The 21,866-nt window shown below is 71.9% G+C and carries 20 protein-coding genes and 1 pseudogene; 7 read left to right on the top strand and 14 right to left on the bottom strand.

The features are described 5' to 3' along the window. Positions 1–76 precede the first annotated feature (76 nt). The 3 genes from N8I84_RS30340 to N8I84_RS30350 form a co-directional block, all read right to left on the bottom strand. A complete protein-coding gene (locus N8I84_RS30340) occupies positions 77–700 on the bottom strand; it encodes a TIGR03086 family metal-binding protein (protein WP_263232594.1) in 624 nt (207 codons plus the stop codon). 78 nt (positions 701–778) lie between these two features. Further along, positions 779–1,426 (bottom strand): TetR/AcrR family transcriptional regulator, encoded by a 648-nt coding sequence (locus tag N8I84_RS30345; RefSeq protein ID WP_263232595.1) that lies wholly within the window; start codon positions 1,424–1,426, stop codon positions 779–781. Positions 1,427–1,539: 113 nt separating this feature from the next. Then, entirely contained in the window at positions 1,540–2,457 is a 918-nt protein-coding gene (locus N8I84_RS30350) for a LysR family transcriptional regulator (RefSeq protein WP_263232596.1), read from the bottom strand. Positions 2,458–2,557: 100 nt separating this feature from the next. Between N8I84_RS30350 and N8I84_RS30355 the strand changes: the two genes are divergently transcribed. Then, positions 2,558–3,595 carry an NADP-dependent oxidoreductase gene (locus N8I84_RS30355; RefSeq protein ID WP_263232597.1) on the top strand — a complete coding sequence of 346 codons (1,038 nt, stop codon included), beginning with the start codon at positions 2,558–2,560 and terminating at the stop codon, positions 3,593–3,595. A gap of 117 nt (positions 3,596–3,712) precedes the next feature. On the opposite strand, the gene N8I84_RS30360 is transcribed toward N8I84_RS30355, so the two are convergent. The 9 genes and pseudogenes from N8I84_RS30360 to zapE all read right to left on the bottom strand — a co-directional run bounded on the left by N8I84_RS30360 (position 3,713) and on the right by zapE (position 11,693). Continuing rightward, positions 3,713–4,441 (bottom strand): peptidyl-tRNA hydrolase, encoded by a 729-nt coding sequence (locus tag N8I84_RS30360; RefSeq protein ID WP_390899062.1) that lies wholly within the window; start codon positions 4,439–4,441, stop codon positions 3,713–3,715. 52 nt (positions 4,442–4,493) lie between these two features. Further along, entirely contained in the window at positions 4,494–4,694 is a 201-nt protein-coding gene (locus N8I84_RS30365) for a hypothetical protein (protein WP_263232599.1), read from the bottom strand. A gap of 30 nt (positions 4,695–4,724) precedes the next feature. Then, positions 4,725–5,429 (bottom strand): polysaccharide deacetylase family protein, encoded by a 705-nt coding sequence (locus N8I84_RS30370; protein WP_263232600.1) that lies wholly within the window; start codon positions 5,427–5,429, stop codon positions 4,725–4,727. Positions 5,430–5,658: 229 nt separating this feature from the next. Next, positions 5,659–6,545 (bottom strand): annotated as a pseudogene (locus N8I84_RS30375) (PPK2 family polyphosphate kinase). A gap of 37 nt (positions 6,546–6,582) precedes the next feature. Beyond that, the gene (locus N8I84_RS30380; RefSeq protein WP_263232601.1) at positions 6,583–7,617 is read right to left on the bottom strand and encodes a slipin family protein; all 1,035 of its coding nucleotides are present in this window, start codon (positions 7,615–7,617) and stop codon (positions 6,583–6,585) included. 165 nt (positions 7,618–7,782) lie between these two features. Continuing rightward, entirely contained in the window at positions 7,783–9,267 is a 1,485-nt protein-coding gene (locus tag N8I84_RS30385; protein WP_263232602.1) for a SulP family inorganic anion transporter, read from the bottom strand. A gap of 8 nt (positions 9,268–9,275) precedes the next feature. After that, positions 9,276–9,857, bottom strand: coding sequence for a carbonic anhydrase (locus N8I84_RS30390; protein WP_263232603.1), 582 nt, complete (start codon positions 9,855–9,857; stop codon positions 9,276–9,278). A gap of 146 nt (positions 9,858–10,003) precedes the next feature. After that, the gene (locus tag N8I84_RS30395; RefSeq protein ID WP_263232604.1) at positions 10,004–10,405 is read right to left on the bottom strand and encodes a hypothetical protein; all 402 of its coding nucleotides are present in this window, start codon (positions 10,403–10,405) and stop codon (positions 10,004–10,006) included. A gap of 187 nt (positions 10,406–10,592) precedes the next feature. Next, on the bottom strand, positions 10,593–11,693 hold the full coding sequence (gene zapE, locus N8I84_RS30400) for a cell division protein ZapE (RefSeq protein ID WP_263232605.1): 1,101 nt from the start codon (positions 11,691–11,693) through the stop codon (positions 10,593–10,595). Positions 11,694–11,730: 37 nt separating this feature from the next. Between zapE and N8I84_RS30405 the strand changes: the two genes are divergently transcribed. The 4 genes from N8I84_RS30405 (at position 11,731) to msrB (ending at position 15,144) form a co-directional block, all read left to right on the top strand. After that, positions 11,731–12,576, top strand: coding sequence for a pyrimidine reductase family protein (locus N8I84_RS30405; RefSeq protein ID WP_263232606.1), 846 nt, complete (start codon positions 11,731–11,733; stop codon positions 12,574–12,576). 202 nt (positions 12,577–12,778) lie between these two features. Next, a complete protein-coding gene (locus N8I84_RS30410; RefSeq protein ID WP_200418357.1) occupies positions 12,779–13,252 on the top strand; it encodes an indole-3-glycerol phosphate synthase in 474 nt (157 codons plus the stop codon). Positions 13,253–13,328: 76 nt separating this feature from the next. Continuing rightward, positions 13,329–14,723 carry a UDP-N-acetylmuramate--L-alanine ligase gene (gene murC / locus N8I84_RS30415; protein ID WP_263232607.1) on the top strand — a complete coding sequence of 465 codons (1,395 nt, stop codon included), beginning with the start codon at positions 13,329–13,331 and terminating at the stop codon, positions 14,721–14,723. 13 nt (positions 14,724–14,736) lie between these two features. Next, positions 14,737–15,144 carry a peptide-methionine (R)-S-oxide reductase MsrB gene (msrB, locus tag N8I84_RS30420; protein ID WP_263232608.1) on the top strand — a complete coding sequence of 136 codons (408 nt, stop codon included), beginning with the start codon at positions 14,737–14,739 and terminating at the stop codon, positions 15,142–15,144. Positions 15,145–15,219: 75 nt separating this feature from the next. On the opposite strand, the gene N8I84_RS30425 is transcribed toward msrB, so the two are convergent. Both N8I84_RS30425 and N8I84_RS30430 read right to left on the bottom strand, forming a co-directional pair. Next, complete coding sequence (locus N8I84_RS30425; protein ID WP_263234935.1) at positions 15,220–16,299, bottom strand: MASE1 domain-containing protein; 1,080 nt, start codon at positions 16,297–16,299, stop codon at positions 15,220–15,222. Between the two features lie 68 nt (positions 16,300–16,367). Then, a complete protein-coding gene (locus N8I84_RS30430) occupies positions 16,368–17,732 on the bottom strand; it encodes a PP2C family protein-serine/threonine phosphatase (RefSeq protein WP_263232609.1) in 1,365 nt (454 codons plus the stop codon). Between the two features lie 575 nt (positions 17,733–18,307). Between N8I84_RS30430 and N8I84_RS30435 the strand changes: the two genes are divergently transcribed. Next, complete coding sequence (locus N8I84_RS30435) at positions 18,308–19,318, top strand: substrate-binding domain-containing protein (RefSeq protein WP_263232610.1); 1,011 nt, start codon at positions 18,308–18,310, stop codon at positions 19,316–19,318. A 183-nt stretch (positions 19,319–19,501) separates the two neighbouring features. After that, on the top strand, positions 19,502–21,856 hold the full coding sequence (locus N8I84_RS30440; protein ID WP_263232611.1) for a sensor histidine kinase: 2,355 nt from the start codon (positions 19,502–19,504) through the stop codon (positions 21,854–21,856). Positions 21,857–21,866 lie beyond the last annotated feature (10 nt).

Here is a 21,866-nt window from a genome sequence, read left to right on the forward strand (position 1 = left end):
GTCATGGCCCCGACCGTCGGTGTCGAACCCCTGACCGGGGACGTTCAGAGCAACATTTGAGGTTGCGCCCAACTCGCTACGGCTGCCGCGCGACCGCCCACGTGCCGGGGTCCCGGCCGAGCAGGCGCAGGGTCGCGGCGAGCGGATCCGCGCCGGGCGGTACGGCGAGCGGCGGCGCGAAGGCGAAGCCCGGTCCGCGTCCCACCGGGTCCGTCGGCACGAGCAGGGCGACACCGAGGGCGGCCTCGAGCACGGCGGCGGGCAGCACCGGTGCCATACCCAGAGCGGCGGCCACGTCCCAAGCGTGCACCACGTAGTCGACCAGGTGGAAGCCGAGGGCCATCCGTCCGGGCACCACGCGTCCCAGCTCGGGCAGCGCGAACTCCCGCCCGAGGACGTCCGGTTCGACGAAGGCCGCCAGCACGCTCATGGCGGCGCCGCGGTAGGTGTCGGACGGGTCGCGCATGTCCTCGGGCTCCCGCCAGTGCGCCCTCTCGCTCCCGGCACCCCGCGCGGCTGCCGCGAACCCGTGGTGCTGGGCGGCCATGTGCGCCACGAGACGTCGCAGGGTCCAATCCGCGCACGGCGTGTCGCGCTCCCAGTCCTGCACCCGGGCCAGCCCCACCAGCCGTACCGACTCCTGCACCGCGATCCGGTCGAGCTCGACGAGTTCGGCTTCGTTCGCTCCGGTGATGTCCATGGTGCCGAGAATAAAACTATGCGAACGATCGTGCTACTAGTTTCCGGCGACCGTATCCGGGGAGAAATCCTTCAGCACTCAAGGGACTTGAGGCACGATCGACGGATCGGCAGCGGCGGCCCGCAACCGCGACACGATGGCGATACGGGCCCGGCGATAGGCGGTGCCGTCGTCGTGCAGCACGGAGACGACGTTGGCGGTCTCCATCAACGCGATGAGCTCGAAGGCCAGTTGCGGCGCGTCGGTGTCGGCACGCAGCTCGCGGGTGTCGTCGCGGGCCTCGGTGATCGTGCGCTCGATGTGGGCGGTCCAGTCCCGCTGGGCCCGGAGGACCGCGTCGTGGACGGGCCCCGACCGGGCGTCGTACTCGGCGATCACGCCGTAGAAGAAGCAGCCGCCGGGAAAGACGCGGCCCTCGGAGTAGTCGAGCCACAGCTCGCACAGCCGCCACAACCGGGAGAGCCCGACAGGGGTGTCGGCGGCGGGACGCACGACCTGCTCGACGTAGATGCGCGACGCCTCCCGGACCGTGGCGAGCTGCAGCTCCTGCTTGGACCCGAAGAGGGCGAACACCCCGCTCTTGCTCAGCTGCAGCTCGGTCGCGATGCGCCCCACGGACAGCGCGTCCAGCCCTTCGACGGAGGCGATGTCGACGGTCCGCCGCAACACCAGCTGCCGGGTCCGGTTCCCCCGTTCGACCCTGCCGTCGAGCCGGGTGCCGGACATGGCGACCTCCTGGGGTGCGTGCGCGGGCGTGCGGAAAGTGTGTGCGCAAGAGGGTAGCCGGGACGCTCCCACGTACGGGAAGCGCAGGTGCGGGAGTGACTCACCGGGTCTGATCACGCTTCGCGGCCGAGTCCGCACACACCCTGGAGGGCCGTTGCCCGCAGTTCCCTCACCAAGGCGCGCACGACTGCGGAGCCGGCCAGTTCGGAGGTGGTGACATAGCCGACCCGGCGTGTCGGGCGGTCGGGTCCGAGATCGGTGATCTCGACCGAGCGCGGCGCTCCGACCAGCGAGAGCGCGGGCATGATGGCCATCCCGTGACCTCCGCTCACCAAGGAGAGCACTGCTCCGTCGTCCTCGGCCTCGATGGTCGCCTTCGGGATCCAGTCCTGCGCGGCCCACCAGGCGCAGGTGTATGAGCCGCAGTTCTCCGCCCAGTCGACCAACGGCAGAGAACGCGGGGCGGTGTGGCCCGCCGCGTACACCAGGGCGTACGGCTCTTCGAAGAGTCCGCTCGCGACCAGACCTCCGGGAAGCGGCAGCGAGCCGCCCAGTGTGGCGATGCCGATGTCGGCTTTCCCGTCGGCCACTTCGCCCGCGGCACCTCGCCCCACCTCCCGCACGATCCGCACCCGCGGCTCGATCCCGGGGTGCCTGGCGCGCAGCCGCTCCAGGACGGGCGGCAGCAACTCGAGGGCCGCACTGCGGAAGGTCACGATCCGCAGCGGCCCCTCCACCGCTTCCGGCCGGGCCGCGCCGCGCGCCTCGGCGGTCAGGACGTCCAGCAGGCGCAGGATGCGGCGGGCGTGTGCGACGGACTTCTCCCCGGCAGGGGTGGGGCGGGCGCCGGTGCGGCCGCGCTCGAAGAGGACGGCGCCGATCTTGCGCTCGCTGCCGCGCACCGAGTGGGAGACCGCCGACTGCGTCAGACCCAGTGCGCCGGCCGCGGCCGAGAAACCGCCGGTGTCCGCGACCGCCACCAGGACGCGCAGTTCGTGCGGGGCGAGATCGGAGTCGGTCGTACGGGGCACGGGACGCTCACCTCGGGGTATGAGAACTGCTCATGGAACGGCGTGTCGCATGAGCCCAACCGGCTGCACGGCAGGGGCATTCCCGCCCTACGGTCCGGCCATGAACGAGACCGCGCTCACCGTGCACCAGACCGCTCGCCCGCACGGCTTTCCCACCGCCGAGCACTTCGCCTTCGTCGAGTCCGCGCTTCCCCGTCCCCCCGCCGGCAGCGCGCTCGTGCACAACCTCTACTGGTCGGTCGACCCCTACCACCGCGAGATGATGGACGACGTGCCCGGCGGCTTCGCACTCGGCGCACCGCTGGAGGGCCGCACCATAGGGCGGGTCATCGCCTCGCGCACACCTCACCTGGCCGAGGGCGAGATCGTGTTCCACCGGCAGGGCTGGCGCACGCACTCGGTGGTCACGCCCGAGGAGATCCGGCGACTGCCACGCTTCGACGGGGTGCCGCTGACCGCGTACCTGAGCATCCTCGGCGGCACCGGTCTGACCGCCTATGTGGGCCTGACCCGGATCGCCCGGCTCCGGGAAGGCGAGGACCTGTTCGTGTCGGCCGCGGCGGGCGGGGTCGGCACGGCGACCGGGAGGTTCGCCAGGCTGCTCGGCGCCGGACGGCTCGTGGGCAGCGCGGGTTCGGCGGCGAAGGCCGGCCACCTCGTGCGGGAAGTGGGCTACGACGCCGTCTTCGACTACCACGACGGGCCCGCCGCCGACCTGCTCGGCAAGGTCGCGCCGGACGGCATCGACGTGTTCGTCGACAACGTCGGCGGCGAGCATCTGACCGCGGCGGTGGGAGCGCTGCGCGAGTTCGGACGCATCGTCCGCATCGGCACGATCAGCCAGTACAACACCCCCGACGCACCCCCGCCGCGCTTCAACCACGCGGACATCGTGGAGAAGAGCCTCCGCATGGAGGGCTTCCTGGTCAGCAACCACCGCGACGTGCAGGAGGAGTTGTACGAGTTCGCGGTGCCGCATCTGCAGAGCGGCCGACTCGCCCTGGACGAGACGGTGGTCGACGGGTTCGAGGGCATCGTCGAGGCGTTCCTGGGGATGCTGCGCGGTGAGAACACCGGCAAGATCATCGTGCGGGACCGTGCCGAAGCCCTGGCAGGCCGTTCTGGTCAGCGGTTCTGAGCAATCCGGCGGGAGAAGGACGAGCCGTGCCGTCCACGGCGCGGGGGCTCGCGGCGCCGCCTCCGGGTCAGTCGCACCGCAGCGCCGCCGCGGGGGGTTCACGGCGCCCCCTCCCGGTCAGTCGCCCCGCAGCGCCGGATGGTCCGCCACCACCGTGCAGCTGCCCGGGGCGATCTCCGTGAAGCCCGCGTCGCGTACCAACGGCAGGCCCGACGTGGTCAGTTCCTGCCAGCGCGACGGGGGAGCCGTGCGGACGGCGAGGGGGAAGCCGGCGTCGCGCCAGGCCGCTCGCTCCTCCTCCGGCAGGGCCCACCAGGCCAGTTGGGCGCCGTGGCCCGCCTGGGCCATCGCCTTGCCCGCCGACATCTCCAGGTCCGGGTTCAGCCACAGCACGGGAGCCGTCGGGTCCGCCTCCATCGGCGGCTCCGGGTCCTCCAGGTCCGTACCGGAGACCTGCAGTCGGGCCAGGTCCTTCGGCCAGCCGTCCAGCGGGACGGGAGGGAAGACCCGGACCTCCGCCGACTTGCCGGTGACCGTGATGCCCGGCAGCGCCTCGGCCCGCCGCCACTCCGCGCCGCGCGCCCGCCGCACCACCTTGCGGATCCGCGCGTCCTGCCAGTCCCGCATCGCCCGCGCCCACTCTCCCTCGCCCAGCGAACGCTCGTCGCTCAGGATCACGAGCACGGCACGCGCCGCCGTCTCAAGCGCGTCCGTGCGGGCCGGGGGAGCGGCGCGCTCGATGCGCACGACGAGCGGCAGCACGAACTGCGGCGACTCGTCGCGCGCGGTGCGCTCGGAACGGAACGGGCTGTCCTGGCGGGTCTGGTCACTGCTCACGGCGTCCAGTCTGCCAGGCGGAAGATCGGGGGATTCCGGTGGCGGGCGGGGGCCTGCCGGCTCATCCGGAGCAGGCCGTGCGCTGGGCCTCCTGCCATTCGCAGACGGGGCACAGCGTGATCCCCTTGTACGACTCCGGGTACTCCGTCGGCCGGCGGCACAGCACGCACTCGGCGAACGGGGGGCCGCCCGCCCCGGGCGCCGGGTCCGGGTGCGGGGTCCCCGTGTCGCAGTAGGCGGTCATGTCGCGGTCATCGCTCATGCCCCCAGCGTAGGCACACCCGCGCGGTCCCTACCGGCGCCGGCCCGCTGCCCCGATCAGCTCGGAGACCTTGACGAAGCGGTACCCCTGCTTGCGCAGCTCTGGCACCACCGCCCGCACCGCCTCCTCCGTCACCGGCGCCGCGCTGCGGGTGCAGTGCATGACCACCACCGAGCCGGACCGCACCCCCTCCAGCACCTGCCGCGCGACCCGGCTCGCGTCCGTGGCGAACGTGTCCCCGCTCACCACGTCCCACTGGACGACCGTGACCCCGAGGGGACCGATCGCGCGCAGGGCCCGGTCGTCGTAGCAGCCGCCGGGGAAGCGGAAGTACGGCATCACATGGGGCACGCCCGCCTTGCGGATCGCGGTGAAGGCGCGCTCCACGTCCGGGCGCAGCTGCTTCTCGGGCAGGACCGGCAGGCCGTAGCAGCTCCGGGTGAAGGAGTAGTGGCTGTAGGAGTGGTTGCCGACCTCGAAGAGCGGGTCCTCACCGATGTCCCGCGCCTCGTCGGGGTACTGGTCCGCCCAGCGCCCCGTCATGAAGACGGTCGCCGGAACTTCCAGGTCCCGCAGCGTGTCGATCAGATCGGGGTTGTCGAACGCCTCGCCGTTCTCCGCCCGGTTCCCCTGATCGGCGGTCATGTCCGCGTCGAAGGTGAGGGCGACGGTCTTGTCGCGCGTCGCACCCTTCTGGAAGACGGGTGCGAGTCCACCGGGCCCCGGCGCGGGCATGGGCGGCGTGCCGCGGGCCGCCGAGGCGGAGCCGGGGTGGTCGATGGCGCCCCGGGCGGGGCGCCGGGGGCGTCGTCGGCTCCGCAGGCGGCGGGCGCGGCGCCGAGGGCACAGAGGGCGGCAAGGCAGGCGATACGTCGCACAAGAGGGATCACCGTACGAACGTAAGGTGGCAGATGCTGTCAAAAGTGGATGTATCGGGTGGCCCTTGTCGTAGTGGTCCCTCCTGTCACCCGCCCGGCCGGGACCGTGGCCTGACCGCGCCCTGCGCCAGTAGTTCCCGGTACTCGTCCACGTCGAACTCCGCCGCCGGGTACTGAGGATCCAGCTCGCGCAGGTGTTCCAGCAGGAGCCTGCTGACGGCCCAGTTGCGGTACCACTTGTGGTCGGCCGGGACCAGGTACCAGGGCGCGGCCAGGGTGGCGCAGCGGGCCAGGGCCGTCTCGTACGCCCGCTGGTAGGCCGGCCACAGGGCCCGTTCGTCGAGGTCGCCGGGGGCGAACTTCCACCGCTTGCGCGGCGTGTCGAGACGTTTGAGCAGGCGGCGCCGCTGTTCCTCGTAGGAGATGTGCAGGAAGCACTTGATGATCGTCACCCCGTCGTCCGTGAGGGACGTCTCGAACCCGTTGATCCGGTCGTAGCGGCTCTCGATCTCGTCGTACGGGGCCAGCGAGCGGACCTTGGCGATCAGCACGTCCTCGTAGTGCGAGCGGTCGAGGATGCCGATCTCGCCGGGTTGCGGGAGCGCCTTCACCACACGCCAGAGGAAGTCGTGCCGCCGCTCCTCGGGCGTCGGCGCCTTGAAAGCGTGGATGCGGCAGCCCGCCGGGTCGAACAGGCCGATGACGTGCTTGACCGTGCCGCCCTTCCCGCTGGTGTCCATGCCCTGGAGCACCAGCAGGATCCGGCGGCGGTCCCCGGCGGTCGCCCCCGCCCACAGGCGTTCCTGAAGGCCTGCCAGGTCCTTGCCCATGCGGGCGGTGGCCGCGAGCCCGGCGGCCTTGTCGCCGGGGGCGCCGGGCGTCGCGCCGGCGTCGTGGGCGCTCAGGTCGACGGGCTCGGCGGGGGAAGGCGGAGCAGGTCACGCAGCGGGGACTCGTCGCGCTTCTTCGCCATGGCGCACCCTCGGGGGACGGCCGCACGCGTCCGGACCCTAGAACGGTGGCGTCACCGCGTTCTCGGAGGACGACAGTGCGCGGGTCGCTTCCTCGGGGAGGTCGCGGGTCGTCTCCTCCGGGAGGTCGGACGTGGGCTCGCTCGCCGACGGGGGAGCGGGAGCGTCCTCGGCCTCCGGTGTCCGGGCGCCCGCGGCGTCGTCCGGCGCCGCCTGCCCGGCGGTGACCGCCGGTGGTGCCTGTGTGGCCGTCGGCGAGGAGGGGGCGCGGTCACCGTCGCGGGCACCCTCAGCCGCCGGCTGCGTCTCGTGCTGCTGTGCCGCCCGCTCCAGGAACCTGAGCAGCTCCACCGGGAACGGCAGCACCAGCGTCGAGTTCTTCTCGGCCGCGACCGCCACCACCGTCTGCAGCAGCCGCAGCTGGAGCGCGGCGGGCTGGTCGGACATCACTCCGGCGGCCTCCGCCAGCTTCTTGGAGGCCTGGAGTTCCGCGTCCGCGTTGATGATGCGCGCCCGGCGTTCGCGGTCGGCCTCGGCCTGCCGGGCCATCGACCGCTTCATCGCGTCCGGCAGCGACACGTCCTTGATCTCGACGCGGTCGATCTGCACGCCCCACCCCACGGCCGGACTGTCGATCATCAGCTCCAGGCCCTGGTTGAGCTTCTCGCGGTTGGACAGCAGGTCGTCCAGATCACTCTTGCCGATGATCGAGCGGAGCGAGGTCTGCGCCATCTGCGACACCGCGAATCGGTAGTCCTCGACCCGGATCAGCGCGTTCGCCGGATCGACCACCTTGAAGTAGACGACGGCGTCCACGCGCACGGTCACGTTGTCCCGGGTGATGCCCTCCTGTGCGGGGATCGGCAGCGTCACGATCTGCATGTTGACCTTCTGCAACCGGTCCATCACGGGAACGATCAGGGTGAAGCCCGGCGGCCGGGGAGAGCCGAGGAGCCGCCCGAAGCGGAAGACCACCCCGCGCTCGTACTGCTTGACGACCCGTGCCGCCGAGGCGAGGCCCACGAGTCCCGCGACGCCGGCCCCCACAAGGGCACCCACCAGCTCCTGGAGCATGACGACCCCCTCGTCGAGAGGCCCGGTATGTGTGCACTTGCCACGATAGTTCCGCCGGAGCCCACCAGGCGAGGGACAACCGAGGGCCGCCGGTGCACAACCGAGGGCCCGCCGATGCATCACCGGCGGGCCCCAGGGGGTCGGGGGCCGAGCGGCCCCGGGTCGTCAGGTGCCGGACGCCATCTCCAGCGGCTCCGCGCCGGACGTCATCCGCACCGGCTCGGTCCCGGGCACGCTGTGCCGCTCCGCCCAGTTGTCCAGGGCCGTACGGCAGGCGTGGTCCAGGTGGTGCAGCCCGGAGAGGTCCAGCTCCACGGGCCGGTCCTGCGGGAGGGCCTCCAGACTGTCGAGGATCTTCGGCAGCCGCAGGAACGTCGCATTGCCCGAAAGGTACGCCTGAATGGGGCCGGCGCCCTTGTCGATGACTTCCAGCTTGACCTTCGACGCCTCCCAGGCGGTCTTGACGACCGACAGGGCCAGACCGATCAGCACGCCCTCGAACATGTTCACCGCGACGATCGAGACCGCCGTGACCACGAGGATCAGCGCCTCGCCCCGGTGCGACCGCCACAGCGACGCGACCTGCCGGAACGGGATCAGCTTCCAGCCGGCGTGGACCAGAATGCCGGCGAGGGCGGGAATGGGGATCAGCGCCAGGGCCCACGGCATCGCGGCGGCGAACAGCAGCAGCCACACGCCGTGCAGGACGCGGGAGGCCTTGGTCTTCGCGCCCGCGTTGACATTGGCGGAGCTGCGCACGATCACCGCGGTCATCGGCAGGGCGCCGAGCAGACCGCACACCGTGTTGCCCGCACCCTGGGCGATCATCTCCTTGTTGTACTCGGTGCGTGGACCGTCGTGCAGCCGGTCCACTGCCGCCGCGCTGAACAGGCTCTCCGCCGAGGCGATCAGCGTGAACGCGAGGATGGTGCCCCAGATGGCCGGGGAGGCCAGCTCGCCCAGGGCCTCGGTCCCGGGAGGCCGGATGACGCCAAGCAGACCCTCCACCTTCACCGTCGCGACCGGCAGGCTGAAGGCGAGCGTGGCGACCGTGGCCAGCACGACCGCTGCGAGGGCACCGGGCACAGCCTGCGCGGCCTTGGGCATCCTCTTCCACAGCAGGATGACGGCGATGGTGCCCGCGCCGATCGCGAGCGAGGCCAGGGCCTCCGTGCTGCTCACGGCGTCGACGAAAGCTCCCGGCAGGCCCGCGATCTTGCCGACGCCGGTCTTGGGGGCCTTCAGGCCCGCCGCCGCGTATATCTGGCCGGCGATGATCACGAGCCCGATGCCGCAGAGCATGCCCTCGACGACGGAGACGGATATCGCCCGGAACCAGCGGCCCACCTTGAGAAAGCCCATGGCGAGCTGGAGCAGTCCGGCCGCCAGCACGATCACGCCGAGCGCCGACACACCGAACTCGCTGACGGCCTCGAAGACCAGCACGGTCAGGCCGGCGGCCGGCCCCGACACCTGAAGGCTGCTGCCGGGCATGAACCCCGTGACGAGCCCGCCCACGATGCCGGTGACAAGTCCGAGCTCTGCCGGGACGCCGGAGGCGACGGCCACGCCGACGCACAGCGGCACGGCGACCAGGAAGACGACTATGGAGGCGGCGAAGTCCTGCCTCAGATAAGGAAACTTGGTCATCGCGCCGCTCACAGGGCCTCGAACGTGTCGGTATCGGTGCGGTGTTCGTGCACCGATCCGGTGTGGACCTCGTAGTACCAGCCGTGAAGGCGCAGCTGACCCGACTTCAGGCGCTGCTCGACGCACGGGTAGGAGCGCAGGCGCAGCAACTGCGCGAGCACGTGGTTCTGCACGGCCTCCGCGACCGTCGGGTCGTCCGCGGCGGACGACCGCGGCTCGGGCGCGGCGTGCGCGAGCCAGTCGCGCACGGCCGGTACGCCGGTCAGGTCGTCGCCGCGCACCAGCGCGCCGACGGCTCCGCAGTGGGAGTGGCCGCAGACCACGACGTCCTGAACGCCGAGGACCTCCACGGCGTACTCGATGGTGGCCGCCTCGCTGGTGGGGTGCTCGGAGGCGTACGGAGGCACGATGTTGCCCGCGGTGCGCAGTTCGAACAGCTCACCGGGCCGGGCTCCGGTGATCAGCGCGGGCACGACCCGGGAGTCGGAGCAGGTGATGAACAACACCTGCGGGGACTGGCCCGCGGCCAGCCGCGCGAACTGCTCCGGGCGCTGACCGTGCGCACGGGCGTTGTCGATGAGGGGCTGCATTGTCAGTTCCTCCTGGCGCGCCCTGGATGGCGCGTCGGTGTACGAAACATGGCAGATGCGGGTACGGCGACACGACACACGTCGACGCGCTCGGCCAACGTGGCGTGGTGAGGGGAGGTCGTGTCAGCCCGTACCGGGTGAAGTGCTCAGCAGCGGAACACCTGGAGTGCCGCGGCAGTGTGAGCGGTCGAGGATCTGGATATGCGCAGCGCGCCGGGAGAGGCAGCCGGTGGCCGCACGGCCGTGACATCGCGTGCCAGCGCCACGAGAGCGGGGGCCTCCGGAGCGGAGTCCGCCGCCGCGCGGTGCCGGTCACGGGTGCGCAGCGGGCCGGTGGGGCCGGCCGGTTGGCCGTGGTCGCCGCAGGTGACGACCTCGTCCGTCTCGTCGGCGCGCTTGACGGTGACCGCCTCCGGCGCTTCGACGGCGCTCACATGGGCCTGGTGCGCGGAGGCGGCGAAGGACGCGGTGGGTGCGAAGAGCTGCAGGGCGAGCAGGACGGCGGAGAGGATCGTGAGCACGAACCGGAACGTCGCACCGCGTACCATGCGCCTCCTTCCCCTTGCCGGCGTCCGTCGAAGGTGTCTGGCCAACACGTTAACCCGGCAACCGCCTTTGCAAGGTTAACTTTACGTTTCAGGTAAAGGAAAGCCCAAAAATCGAGGTGAGCGTGGCCTGAAGTCGTCGCTGACGCACGTCAGTTTGAGTCTGCTACGCGTGAACGGGCCTGTGGGGCTACTGGTCCTGAACGAGGCTCGAGGCGTCGCGTGCGAGCGCGGTGAGGCGGGAGATGGCGCGGAAGTACTTCTTCCGGTAACCGCCCTTCAGCATCTCCTCGCTGAACAGCTTGTCGAACGGCAGCCCGGAGGCGAGCACCGGCACCTCGCGGTCGTAGAGCCGGTCCGCGAGCACGACGAGCCGCAGCGCCGTCGACTGGTCGGGCACCGGCCGGACGTCCGTCAGGCACACCGCCTTCAGTCCGTCGGTCAGCGCGCCGTACCGGCTGGGGTGCACCCGCGCGAGGTGGTCGAGCAGCTCCGGGAAGGCGTCGAGCGAGGCGCCCGCGGTGGCGTAGGCCGTCTTCGTCACCTGCGCGTCGGTGTACGGCGCCGGCGCCTCTGGCAGGCCGCGGTGGCGGTAGTCCTCGCCGTCGATGCGCAGCGTGCGGAAGTGGGCGGACAGCCCCTGGATCTCGCGCAGGAAGTCGGCCGCGGCGAAGCGGCCCTCGCCGAGCTTGCCCGGCAGGGTGTTGGAGGTGGCGGCGAGCGCCACGCCCGCCTCGACGAGCTTGCCGAGCAGGGTGGAGACGAGGACGGTGTCGCCGGGGTCGTCCAGCTCGAACTCGTCGATGCACAGCAGGCGGTGGCCGGAGAGCGTCTGCACGGTCTGCTGGAAGCCGAGCGCGCCGACCAGGTTCGTCAGCTCCACGAAGGTGCCGAAGGCCTTGAGCGAGGGATCGGCCGGGGTGGCGTGCCACAGGGAGGCGAGCAGGTGGGTCTTGCCGACGCCGTAGCCGCCGTCGAGGTAGACACCGCGGGGGCCCGCGGGCGTCTTGGGGGCCTTGCTCCTGCCGAACCCGAGGAATCCCCGCCTGCCCGTGGACTGCGCCCCGCCGAGCCCGGTCGCGAAGCCCTCGAGGACGCGGACGGCCTCGCTCTGGCTGGGCTGGTTCGGGTCCGGGACATACGTCGAGAAGCGGACCGAGTCGAAGCGCGGCGGCGGCACCATCTCGGCGACGAGCCGGTCGGCGGGGACGTGCGGCTCGCGTGCGCACAGGGACAGCGGGGCCGCGACGGCTATCGGTTCGGTCCGGGAGGCGGCGGTGGAGGACGACACGCTTCCCCACTGTACGTGTCGTGCCACACTGCACGACATGCGACGCCTGTTCCCTGTGACCGACGAAACAGACGAAACAGCGGCCCGGCCGGGTGCTCCGGCCCCGGACACCGGGCAGGCGCCGGGCGCCAGCGCGGCGGGCGGCTCCGTCGACCGCGAGTGGTCGCTGGAGGAGCTCGCCGAGGCCTACGCCTACCCGGAGCCCCCGCCCGGGGGCCGGGAGCCCTGGCTGCGCGCCAACATGGTCTCCACGCTGGACGGTGCGGCCCAGCACGAGGGGCGGTCCCACCCGATCTCCAGCGCTGCCGACATGCGGATCTTCGGCACGCTGCGGGGGCTCGCGGACGTGGTGATCGTGGGTGCCGAAACGGTACGGCAGGAGGGATACCGTCCGGCGCGCGAGCGTGAGGCCTTCGCTGCGATGCGTGAGGCGGCCGGACAGGGCCCGGTGCCCGCCATCGCCGTGGTCAGCTCCAGCCTGGAGTTGGACTTCTCCTGGCCGCTGTTCACCTCGCCCCTGGTGCCCACGCTGGTGCTCACCGGGGCCGCGGCGGCCCCGGACCGGGTGGCGGCGGCCGAGAAGGCGGGCGCCCGGGTGGTGATCGCCGGGGACGGCATGGGTGTGGACCCGGTGCGCGCCGTACGCGCCCTCGCGGAGCTCGGCATGACCCGGCTGCTCACCGAGGGCGGGCCGCGCCTGCTGGGCCAGCTGGTCGTCTCCGGGGTGCTCGACGAGCTGTGCCTGACCGTCTCCCCGATGCTCACGGCGGGCGACGCGCAGCGGATCGCCGGGGGGCCCTCGCTCACGGTGCCCAAGCGCTTCGCGCTGGCGTCGTTGCTGGAGGAGGAGGGGTTCCTGTTCAGCCGGTACCGCAGGACCTGAGCGGCGGGAGCGCACGGGGCGTTTGATGGCGGAAGCTCCCGATATGCGGCGACGGCACGGAATCACCCGTTCCGTTCAATGTTCCGTGGGCACACTAGTTCTCGCGGATCCCGTGCCGGTGCCGGGGCAGGATGGTTTCCGCAAGGGCCGTGACGGCCCGCCGGGAAAGGCCCGCGGTCCATGGAGGAGAAGGGCGCCTGTCGTGTTCACGAGCGTACTGATGATCGAGAAGGCCCTCACGTCCGCCGACGTGGAGTTCGTCACCACTTTGCACGGTGACGAGCCGGTCTCCTTCCACGTCCTGCTGCAGCCCCGCGGCGACCAGGCGGACCGCCTGCTGCGGGCCATCGACGACATCGCACTGGGCGAGCTGGACGAGGCGGCGCACGAACGGGAGACACCGGAGGGCAAGGACGCCGCCGAGCTGGGGCGGCAGGCCCTGGAGGTGTCCCTGGCCGCCCTGCGCGCGGCGGGCGGCGCGGCGGAGGGACGCCTCATCGAGGACCACCCGCTGGACGCGCTCAAGGACCTGGTCGGCGAGGTCGGCGCGGACGAGGTGATCGTGCTGACCGACCCGCACTACGTGGAGGAGTTCTTCCACCGCGACTGGGCGTCCAGGGCGCGGCACAAGGTGGGCGTGCCGGTGCTCAAGCTGTTCTCCCACAGCAAGGCGTGAGCGTCACCGGGACCCTGTCGTGACGGACTAGGGTGTGTCGCTGAACGTCCGCCGTACCAGCATTCAGGAGACACGCATGGCACCCGGCCTCCCCACCGCCATGGACCGACCGCACTTCATCGGCATCGGCGGCGCCGGAATGTCGGGCATCGCGAAGATCCTCGCGCAGCGCGGGGCCAGGGTGGCGGGCAGCGACGCCAAGGACTCGCCGACCGCCGAGGCCCTGCGCGCGCTGGGCGCGACGGTGCACATCGGGCACGCGGCCGGGCACCTCGCCGACGACGCGAGCTGTGTCGTCGTCTCCTCGGCGATCCGGGAGGACAACCCGGAACTGGCCCGCGCGGCCGAACTCGGCATCCCGGTGGTCCACCGCTCCGACGCCCTCGCGGCCCTGATGGAGGGCCTGCGCCCGATCGCGGTCGCCGGCACCCACGGCAAGACGACCACCACGTCGATGCTCGCGGTGTCCCTCACCGAGCTGGGCCTGAAGCCGTCGTACGCGATCGGCGGCGACCTGGACGCCCCGGGCTCGAACGCCCTGCACGGCGAGGGCGACATCTTCGTGGCGGAGGCGGACGAATCGGACCGCAGCTTCCACAAGTACGCCCCCGAGGTCGCCATCGTCCTCAACGTCGAACTCGACCACCACGCGAACTACGCGTCGATGGAGGAGATCTACGAGTCCTTCGAGACGTTCGTGGACCGCATCGCCGAGGGCGGCACGCTGGTGATCTCGGCGGACCACGAAGGTGCACGCGAACTGACGCGGCGCGTCACGGCGTGCGACGTGACAGTGGTGACGTACGGAGGGGCCGAGGACGCCGACGTACGGGTCCTGTCGGTCGTCCCGCAGGGCCTGAAGAGCGAGGTCACGGTCCTCCTCGACGGCCAGGAGCTCACCTTCACGGTCTCCGTCCCCGGCCGCCACTACGCGCACAACGCGGTCGCGGCCCTGGCGGCGGGCGTGGCGCTCGGCATCCCGGCGGCGGAGCTGGCCCCGGCCCTGGCCGCGTACACGGGGGTGAAGCGCCGCCTGCAGCTGAAGGGCGAGCAGGCCGGCGTCCAGGTCGTCGACTCCTACGCCCACCACCCCACCGAGATGACGGCGGACCTGGAGGCGATGCGGGCGGCGGCCGGCGAGTCCCGCATCCTGGTGGTCTTCCAGCCCCACCTGTTCTCCCGCACCCAGGAACTGGGCAAGGAGATGGGCCAGGCGCTGGCGCTCGCGGACGCCTCCGTGGTCCTCGACATCTACCCCGCCCGCGAGGACCCGATCCCGGGCGTGACCAGCGAGCTGATCATCGAGGCGGCGCGGGCGGCGGGCGCGGACGTGCAGGCCGTCCACGACAAGGCGGAGGTCCCCGCGGTCGTCGCGGGAATGGCGAAGCCGGGTGATCTCGTTCTCACCATGGGCGCGGGCGACGTCACGGACCTCGGCCCGCGGATCCTGGACCGTCTCGCACAGAGTTAAGGGGTTGGCCTTCATGTCGTACGACGTCGACAAGCCGGACGAGCAGTGGCGCGCGGAGCTGACCCCGGCGGAGTACGCGGTCCTGCGCCAGGCCGGCACCGAGCCCGCCTTCACCGGTGAGTACACGGACGCCAAGACCAAGGGTGTGTACTCCTGCCGCGCCTGCGGCGCCGAACTCTTCACCTCCGACACGAAGTTCGAGTCCCACTGCGGCTGGCCGTCCTTCTACGACCCGAAGGACACCGACGCGGTGGAGCTCCTGGAGGACCGCTCCCACGGGATGATCCGCACGGAGGTGCGGTGCGCCCGCTGCGGCTCGCATCTGGGGCACGTCTTCGAGGGCGAGGGGTACCCGACGCCGACGGATCAGCGGTACTGCATCAACTCGATCTCCTTGCGCCTGGTCCCTGACGAGGGTTGACCTGACGGGTCGACGGCAAGGGGTCGTCTTCGCCCGTTGAGCCGTCGGTACAAGGATGACCGACCGGGCCGGTGGTCAAGGGGGGCGGGGGTGGTGGCCCCAGCGGTCCCGTCCCTCCGCCTCGGCTGCCGAGGGACGGCGGTGTTTCCGGGGGCGCTCGTCGTCCCCGGCTCCGTTCTCCTCGCTGTCGAGCCTCGTCGCACTCTCGGCCTCCTCCGGCGCGATTCTCGTCACCATCTCGGCGAGCTGTCGGCACGCCTGTTCGATCTCCATCCGGTTCTTTCTCTGCTCGCTGATCGTCGCACTGAGGAGCAGCGCCGTCAGCGCCACCGAGCCGTTGAAGGCCTGGAGCGTGATCATGCCGATGAGCAGGTGCTGACCCGCGAACGGGCCCGTTCTGCGCGCCGCGGCGAGGATGGCGAACGTCGAGACGGCCAGTGCGCAGGGTGCGGCCCCGGCCCGCTGGAAGCGGAAGGCCGCCCAGATCAGCACCGGCAGACCGAGGAAGAGCAGCGGTACGCGACTGGCCTCGAGGAACCCGACGCCGATGGTGGCCACCAGCAGCAGTGACGCCTCCAACCACCGGGACGGCGGCACGTCCCTCGGCAGGCGCGCGGAGCGCAGCACCAGCAGGACCGGCGTGACCAGCAGCACCCCCATCGCGTCGCCGGTCCACCAGACCGACCACGTCGGCCAGAACGCCCCCGTGGACAAGGCACCGGCGAGCAGCAGGGTGCAGCTGCCCACCGTCGCGCTGAGGAGCATGCCGGTGAAGGCCCCGAGGAACACCAGCGCCAGCGCGTCGCGCAGCCGGTCCATCTCGGTGCGGAACCCGGCGCGGCGAAGCAGTGCGTACGAGCACAGCGGTGCGAGCGTGTTCCCGACCACGATCGCGAGCACGGCGGGGATCGACGGCCCGAGAGAGATGTTGATCGCGAACGCGCCCAGGGCGATCCCCGGCCACACCCGGGGCCCGAGGAGCAGCAGCCCGGCGACGGCGATCCCGGTCGGCGGCCACAGCGGGGTGACCTGGCCGCGCACCAGTTGCTGGAGCAGCCCCAGCCTTCCCGATGCGTAGTACAGCCCGGCGATGACGCAGATCTCCAGGGCGGTCGCTGCACCGCGCCGGAGTCTTTCGTGCCGCGCGACGGACATCGGGCGCCTCCCCATCGGCTCGGCCCCGTAGTCCATCGTCCGTCGGCCGCCCGCGATCCACCATGCGGTCACCGAGCGAAGCGGTGCGGCTGCTCCCGGTGTTCCTCGGCGGCCGGGGCGCGCAGGGCGAGGATGGCCATGTCGTCGTGGCCGTCGCTGGGGCCGCGGTCGGCAAGGGTGTGGACGAAGTCCTCCAGGGGAAGGCCGGCGTAGGCGGTGGCGAGACCGGCGAGCTCGTCCAGACACTCGTCGATGGGGCGGTGGGGGTGTTCGACCAGACCGTCGGTGAAGAGGACCACGGTGCTGCCGGGGGGCAGTGGGTGGATGTGGTCGGGGCGGGTCTGCCCGGTGTCGACCCCGAGGGGCAACCCGGGTTCGGCGAACAGGTACTCCGCTTTCCGGCCGGGGGCGATCACCAGGGGCGGCACGTGGCCCGCGGCGCTCCAGTGCAGCCGCCACCCGGGCCCGTCGGGCTCGATGCGGGCCAGGCTCGTGGTGGTGACGGGGGTGTCGGTGATGCCCTGCAGGGTGCGGTCGAGCTGGGCGAGGATCGCGCTCGGCGGAGTGCACCGGTCGAAGAGCAGGGCGCGCAGCATGTTGCGGGTGGAGGCCATGGCGGCCGCGGCTTCCAGATCGTGGCCCACCACGTCGCCGATGACGGCCGCCACCGCGCCGTCGGGCAGCAGTATGGCGTCGTACCAGTCGCCGCCGAGCCGGCTCGGCTCGGCGGCGGGCCGGTAGATGGCGGCGGCGCTGAACGGCCGCAGATCGGGCAGGGCCGGCAGCAGAAGCCGCTGGAACTGCTCGGACGCGCTGCGCACCCGCTCGAACAGGCGGACGTTCTCGATGGCGATGCCGGCGGCGCCGGCCAGAGCGACGACGATGTTCTCGTCATGGACGTCGAAGGGCTGTCCGTCGAGCCGCTCGGACAGGTAGAGGTCGCCGTAGATCTCGCCGCGCACGCTGATGGCGACGCCGAGCAGGGTGCGCAGGCGCGGGTGGCCCGGCGGGAAGCCGGCGGAGGCGGGGTGTGCGGGGATGTCGTCGACCCGCAGCGGTTCGGGGTTGCTGATCAGCTCCCCGAGGACGCCACGGCCCTCCGGCAGGCCGACGCGAGTCAGGTCGGCGTACTCCCGCTCCGACAGGCCGACGGCGATGAACTCCCTCAGGGACTGCCCGGACTCGTCGAGTACTCCGAGTGCCCCGTAGCGGGCGCCCACCAGGTCCATGGCGGTGGTCACGATGCGGTTCAGCACCCCCGGCAGCTCCACCTCCCGACTGATGGCCACCACGGCGTCCAGCAGCCCCTGCAGCCGGTCCATGGCGGCGAGCAGGGCACGCAACTGCTCGTCGATCCGGCCCAGCTCGTCACGCAGCCGCAGACGCAGGTCGTGCGGGGCCGGTTGCCGTGGTTGCCGCCTCGGTCCGGTCATGACGGACGCCCTTGCGGCCACTCACGCGGACGGTACACACCGGCCTCCTGGCACGACCGTGGTCGAACGGGACGGCGACTTGGCACGACGCGGTGGTGCGAGTCGCCCATATCACGGCAAAGCTACATGTCGTCTTCCTTGCCCGAAAGGTCCGCTCCGGAGGGTTTAGCCCGAAACACCCGCTCTGGAGGGTGTCGCCGACCGCCGACCGCCGACCGCCGACCGCCGACCGCCGACCGCCGACCGCCGACCGCCGACCGCCGACCGCCGGCGCCGGCGCCGACGCCCGGGGGCGGGGTCCGGGGTCCGGGTCAAGGCTCAGGGGCCGGGCACCAGGGGTCAGGGGTCAGGGCGCAAGGCTCAAGGCGCAGGCGTCGGCTTCCGGCGACGCGGAGATCATCACAATGCGGCAGCAACAGCCGACTACCGGCGGTCGCTCACTTGACCACGGGCGGTCACCCGCGATTGGCTCCGGCACAGCGCGAGCCACCGAGCCGATACTCCCCGGCTCACTCCGCTCTTCCCGTACGACCGCCGTCCTCTGGCTCGGCTGCACAGCGAGGTGCCGCACCCCCATGAAGACCCCTCCTTCTCCGCACAGCTCCCGCAGAGCCCCGCTCGGCACCGCCCTGACCGCCGCCCTCGCCGCCTGCCTGCTGCTGGCCGGCTGCTCCGGCTTCGGCGGCGCCGGATCCGACGCCGACGCGAAGGCGTCCGGCCCCGGCCGGCTCAAGGTCGCCCTGGTCACCCACGGAGCCAAGGACGACGCCTTCTGGGAGCTGGTGCGCAAGGGCGCCGAGGCGGCCGCGGCCAAGGACGGCGCCGAGTTGACGTACGTGGGAGACCCGGACCCGGCGGGACAGGCGGAGTTGGTGCGGGACGCGGTCAAGAACCGGGTCGACGGCATCGCGCTGACACTGGCCAAGCCGGACGCGATGAAGGGAGCGATCGCCGACGCCCGGGCGGCCGGCATCCCGGTCGTGGGGCTCAACTCCGGGATCGACGCCTGGCGTTCCGAGGGCGCGCTCGAGTACTTCGGCCAGGACGAGAGCGTCGCGGGCCGCGCCGTCGGCGACAAGCTGGACGACCTCCACGCCAAGCACGCCCTGTGCGTCATCCACGAGCGCGGCAACGTCGCCCTGGAAGCGCGCTGCGCCGGGGTGAAGAAGGCCTTCGGCGGCCAGACCGACCTGCTCTACGTGGACGGCACCGATATGAACGCCGTGACCGGCGCCGTCGCCGCCCAGCTGCGGCAGGACCCGACCATCGACGAAGTGGTCACGCTGGGTGCGCAGTTCGCGCTCGCCGCGGTCAAGTCGGTGCAGCAGGCGGGCAGCAAGGCGCGCGTCGCCACCTTCGACCTCAACACCGACCTCGTCAAGGCCGTGCAGGACGGGAACGTTCAGTTCGCCGTGGACCAACAGCCCTATCTCCAGGGCTACCTCGCCGTGGACTCGCTGTGGCTCTACAAGACCAACGGCAACGTCAGCGGCGGCGGCACCGCCCCGGTGCTCACCGGTCCGGCCTTCGTGACCAAGGCGAACATCACCTCGGTGGCGAAGTTCGCGGCGGGCGGCACCCGCTGAGCGGCCACCCCTGCCCCGAGCAGGCGCTGGTCCCGAGAGACGCCGAAACGATACGGTCCCTGTCGGTGCGCCAGGTCACACGGACGGATAACATCCTGCGCACCCCTGTGTCGCACCGGACACGCGCTCACCCCTCGCGTCCGTCCCCCTTCCCCGTACCCCATGGACCGCTCTAGGACCACGATGTCTCGACGGACACCGACACGTATCCGGCGCCGTCTCGGCTCCATACGCCTCTCCCTGATCCTCCTGGCCCTGGTCCCCAGCGTCACGCTCGCCGCCGTCTGGGGTGTGACCACCACCCAGATGTTCTCGGAGGGGCTGCGGCTGCGCGCGCAGACGGAACTGAGCCGTTCCACCGGCGCCATGGGCACCGAGGCGGCGCTCGCCCTGCAGCGGGAGCGGCAGCTGTCCGCGGCGTGGCTGGGCTCCCCGCACGGCTCCCGGGCCGCTCTGGACACGCAGCGCAGGGCGACGGACGCGGCGGTGGCGCAGCTCACCGGGCAGGCCGACGCCATCCAGCGGGCGCCGTCCCGCATCAAGGATCCGATGTACTCCGTCGTCGCGTCGGTGGGCAGCCTGGAATACTACCGCGACCAGGTGGACCATCCCACGGACATCACCGCCCAGCAGGCGCTGGACCAGTACACCGCGATCATCGGCCGGCAGATCCAGGCCTTCCAGGAGCTCTCCCAGGTCGACGACGGCGACCTCACCTCGCAGGCAGGCCCGCTGGTCGCGCTGGAACACGCCGCGGAGCTGGCCTCCCAGGAGGACGCGGAGCTCACCCTGGCCTGGCCGTCGCGGCACATGGACGACGCTTCGTGGAACCAGTTCATGCAGCTGGTCCACGCCCGCCGCTGGCTGGTCCAGGACCAGATCGTGCCCTCGCTCCAGGGGAGCATGAAGACACAGGCCGAGCGGATCCTGCAGTCGCCCGAGTGGGCGACCCTCCAGAACGTCGAGGACCAGGTGCTCGCGGCCCGGACGGCGTCCGGCGCGCGCGGGATCGCCCTGCCGGACGTCCGGCAGCGGTGGAGCACCGCGATGAACACGCTCGCCGACCAGTACGCGGCGCTGATCCGGCAGCAGACGGCGCAGCTGCTCGACCGCAGCGCCGCCACAGCGCACGGCCTGATTCTCAAGGCCGGCTCGCTGAGCGCGGGAGGGCTCGCCGCCCTCCTGCTGTGCGTCGGCATGTCCTGGCGGATCACCCGCTCCCTGTCCCGGCGGCTGCGGGGGCTCAGACTCGCCACGCTCTCCCTGGCCGAGGAGCGGCTGCCCGACGTGGTGGCCCGACTCGAGCGGGGCGAGAAGGTCGACGTGGAGTCCGCCACGCCACCGCTCGACTACGGGAGCGACGAACTCGGCCAGGTGGCCCAGGCGTTCAACACCGCCCAGCGCACCGCCGTGCACACCGCCGTCGAACTCGCCGAGACCCGGCGCGGTTTCCAGAAGGTGATCCTCGGCATCGCCCGGCAGAGCCAGAACCTGGTCAATCTCCAGCTCAGCAAGCTGGACGCGCTGGAGAGACAGCACCAGGACCCGGACGTCCTCAAAGGGCTGTACGAACTGGACTCCACCGCTAGCCAGTTGCGCCGCTACGAGGAGAACCTCGTCATCATCAGCGGCGAGCAGCCCCGGCGCAGCTGGACCGAACCGGTCGCGCTGATCGACATCGTGCGCAGCGCCGTCGGCGAGGTCGCCGAGTACCAGCGGGTGGAGGTGCACACCGACGAGGACGTGTACCTGTCCCCGCCCGCGGTGGCCGACCTGATCCACCTGCTGGCCGAACTCATCGACAACGCGACCGTGTACTCGCCCGCCCCGAGCCCCGTCGAGGTGCGGGCCGCGCTGGTCGCCAAGGGCCTCGCCATCGAGGTCGAGGACCGCGGCCTCGGCATGTCCGAGGACGACTACGCCCAGCTCAACGCCCAGTTGGCGGTGGCTCCGCAGTTCGACGTGGTGGCCCTCGCCGACGACCTCAGGCTCGGCATGTTCGTGATCGCCCGCCTCGCCACCCGGCACGGCATCGCCGTGACGCTGCGCCCTTCGCCGTACGGCGGGACCACGGCGATCGTGCTCGTCCCGCACGACGTCGTGGTGCGCGAGGCCCCCGGGACCTCACAGGCAACCGACGCCGAGCCCGCCCGGGAACCCCGGCACGCCCGCCCGGCGGCCCGCACCACCGGGACCGCTCCCGCGGCCGACGCCCGGCGCCGGGAGCCCACCCGGAGGGAAGGCGCCGTGCACACCGATGAAGCCGGGCGCGCCGGAGGACTTCCCCCGCTGCCGCGCCGGGTGCCGCAGACCAGTCTGGCCGCCGAGCTGCTCGAGGAGGCCGCGCCCGCCGAAGGGGACGGTGCGCTCGACGAGTTCACCGCCGAACGCGCCGCCTCCTCCCTCGCCGGCTTCCAGCGCGGCACACTGCGGGCGCGTGACGAGGGCACCCTGGAGCAGTACGACCAGGAGGAGCCCGCCGTGGCCGACGCACCCGAGGCCGCACCGAAGTCCACACCGCTCGCCGACCGCTCGTGAAGGACACCGA

This window comes from Streptomyces cynarae, from assembly GCF_025642135.1.
GTDB lineage: Bacteria > Actinomycetota > Actinomycetes > Streptomycetales > Streptomycetaceae > Streptomyces > Streptomyces cynarae.

Coding starts and splice junctions, on each gene's coding strand:
- N8I84_RS30340 (WP_263232594.1), bottom strand. CDS start 700: ATGGACATCACCGGAGCGAACGAAGCCGAACTCGTCGAGCTCGACCGG.
- N8I84_RS30405 (WP_263232606.1), top strand. CDS start 11,731: ATGCGACGCCTGTTCCCTGTGACCGACGAAACAGACGAAACAGCGGCC.
- N8I84_RS30425 (WP_263234935.1), bottom strand. CDS start 16,299: ATGTCCGTCGCGCGGCACGAAAGACTCCGGCGCGGTGCAGCGACCGCC.
- N8I84_RS30365 (WP_263232599.1), bottom strand. CDS start 4,694: ATGAGCGATGACCGCGACATGACCGCCTACTGCGACACGGGGACCCCG.
- N8I84_RS30380 (WP_263232601.1), bottom strand. CDS start 7,617: ATGCTCCAGGAGCTGGTGGGTGCCCTTGTGGGGGCCGGCGTCGCGGGA.
- N8I84_RS30435 (WP_263232610.1), top strand. CDS start 18,308: ATGAAGACCCCTCCTTCTCCGCACAGCTCCCGCAGAGCCCCGCTCGGC.
- N8I84_RS30345 (WP_263232595.1), bottom strand. CDS start 1,426: ATGTCCGGCACCCGGCTCGACGGCAGGGTCGAACGGGGGAACCGGACC.
- murC (WP_263232607.1), top strand. CDS start 13,329: ATGGCACCCGGCCTCCCCACCGCCATGGACCGACCGCACTTCATCGGC.
- N8I84_RS30385 (WP_263232602.1), bottom strand. CDS start 9,267: ATGACCAAGTTTCCTTATCTGAGGCAGGACTTCGCCGCCTCCATAGTC.
- N8I84_RS30370 (WP_263232600.1), bottom strand. CDS start 5,429: ATGCCCGCGCCGGGGCCCGGTGGACTCGCACCCGTCTTCCAGAAGGGT.
- N8I84_RS30390 (WP_263232603.1), bottom strand. CDS start 9,857: ATGCAGCCCCTCATCGACAACGCCCGTGCGCACGGTCAGCGCCCGGAG.
- N8I84_RS30355 (WP_263232597.1), top strand. CDS start 2,558: ATGAACGAGACCGCGCTCACCGTGCACCAGACCGCTCGCCCGCACGGC.
- N8I84_RS30440 (WP_263232611.1), top strand. CDS start 19,502: ATGTCTCGACGGACACCGACACGTATCCGGCGCCGTCTCGGCTCCATA.
- msrB (WP_263232608.1), top strand. CDS start 14,737: ATGTCGTACGACGTCGACAAGCCGGACGAGCAGTGGCGCGCGGAGCTG.
- N8I84_RS30395 (WP_263232604.1), bottom strand. CDS start 10,405: ATGGTACGCGGTGCGACGTTCCGGTTCGTGCTCACGATCCTCTCCGCC.
- N8I84_RS30430 (WP_263232609.1), bottom strand. CDS start 17,732: ATGACCGGACCGAGGCGGCAACCACGGCAACCGGCCCCGCACGACCTG.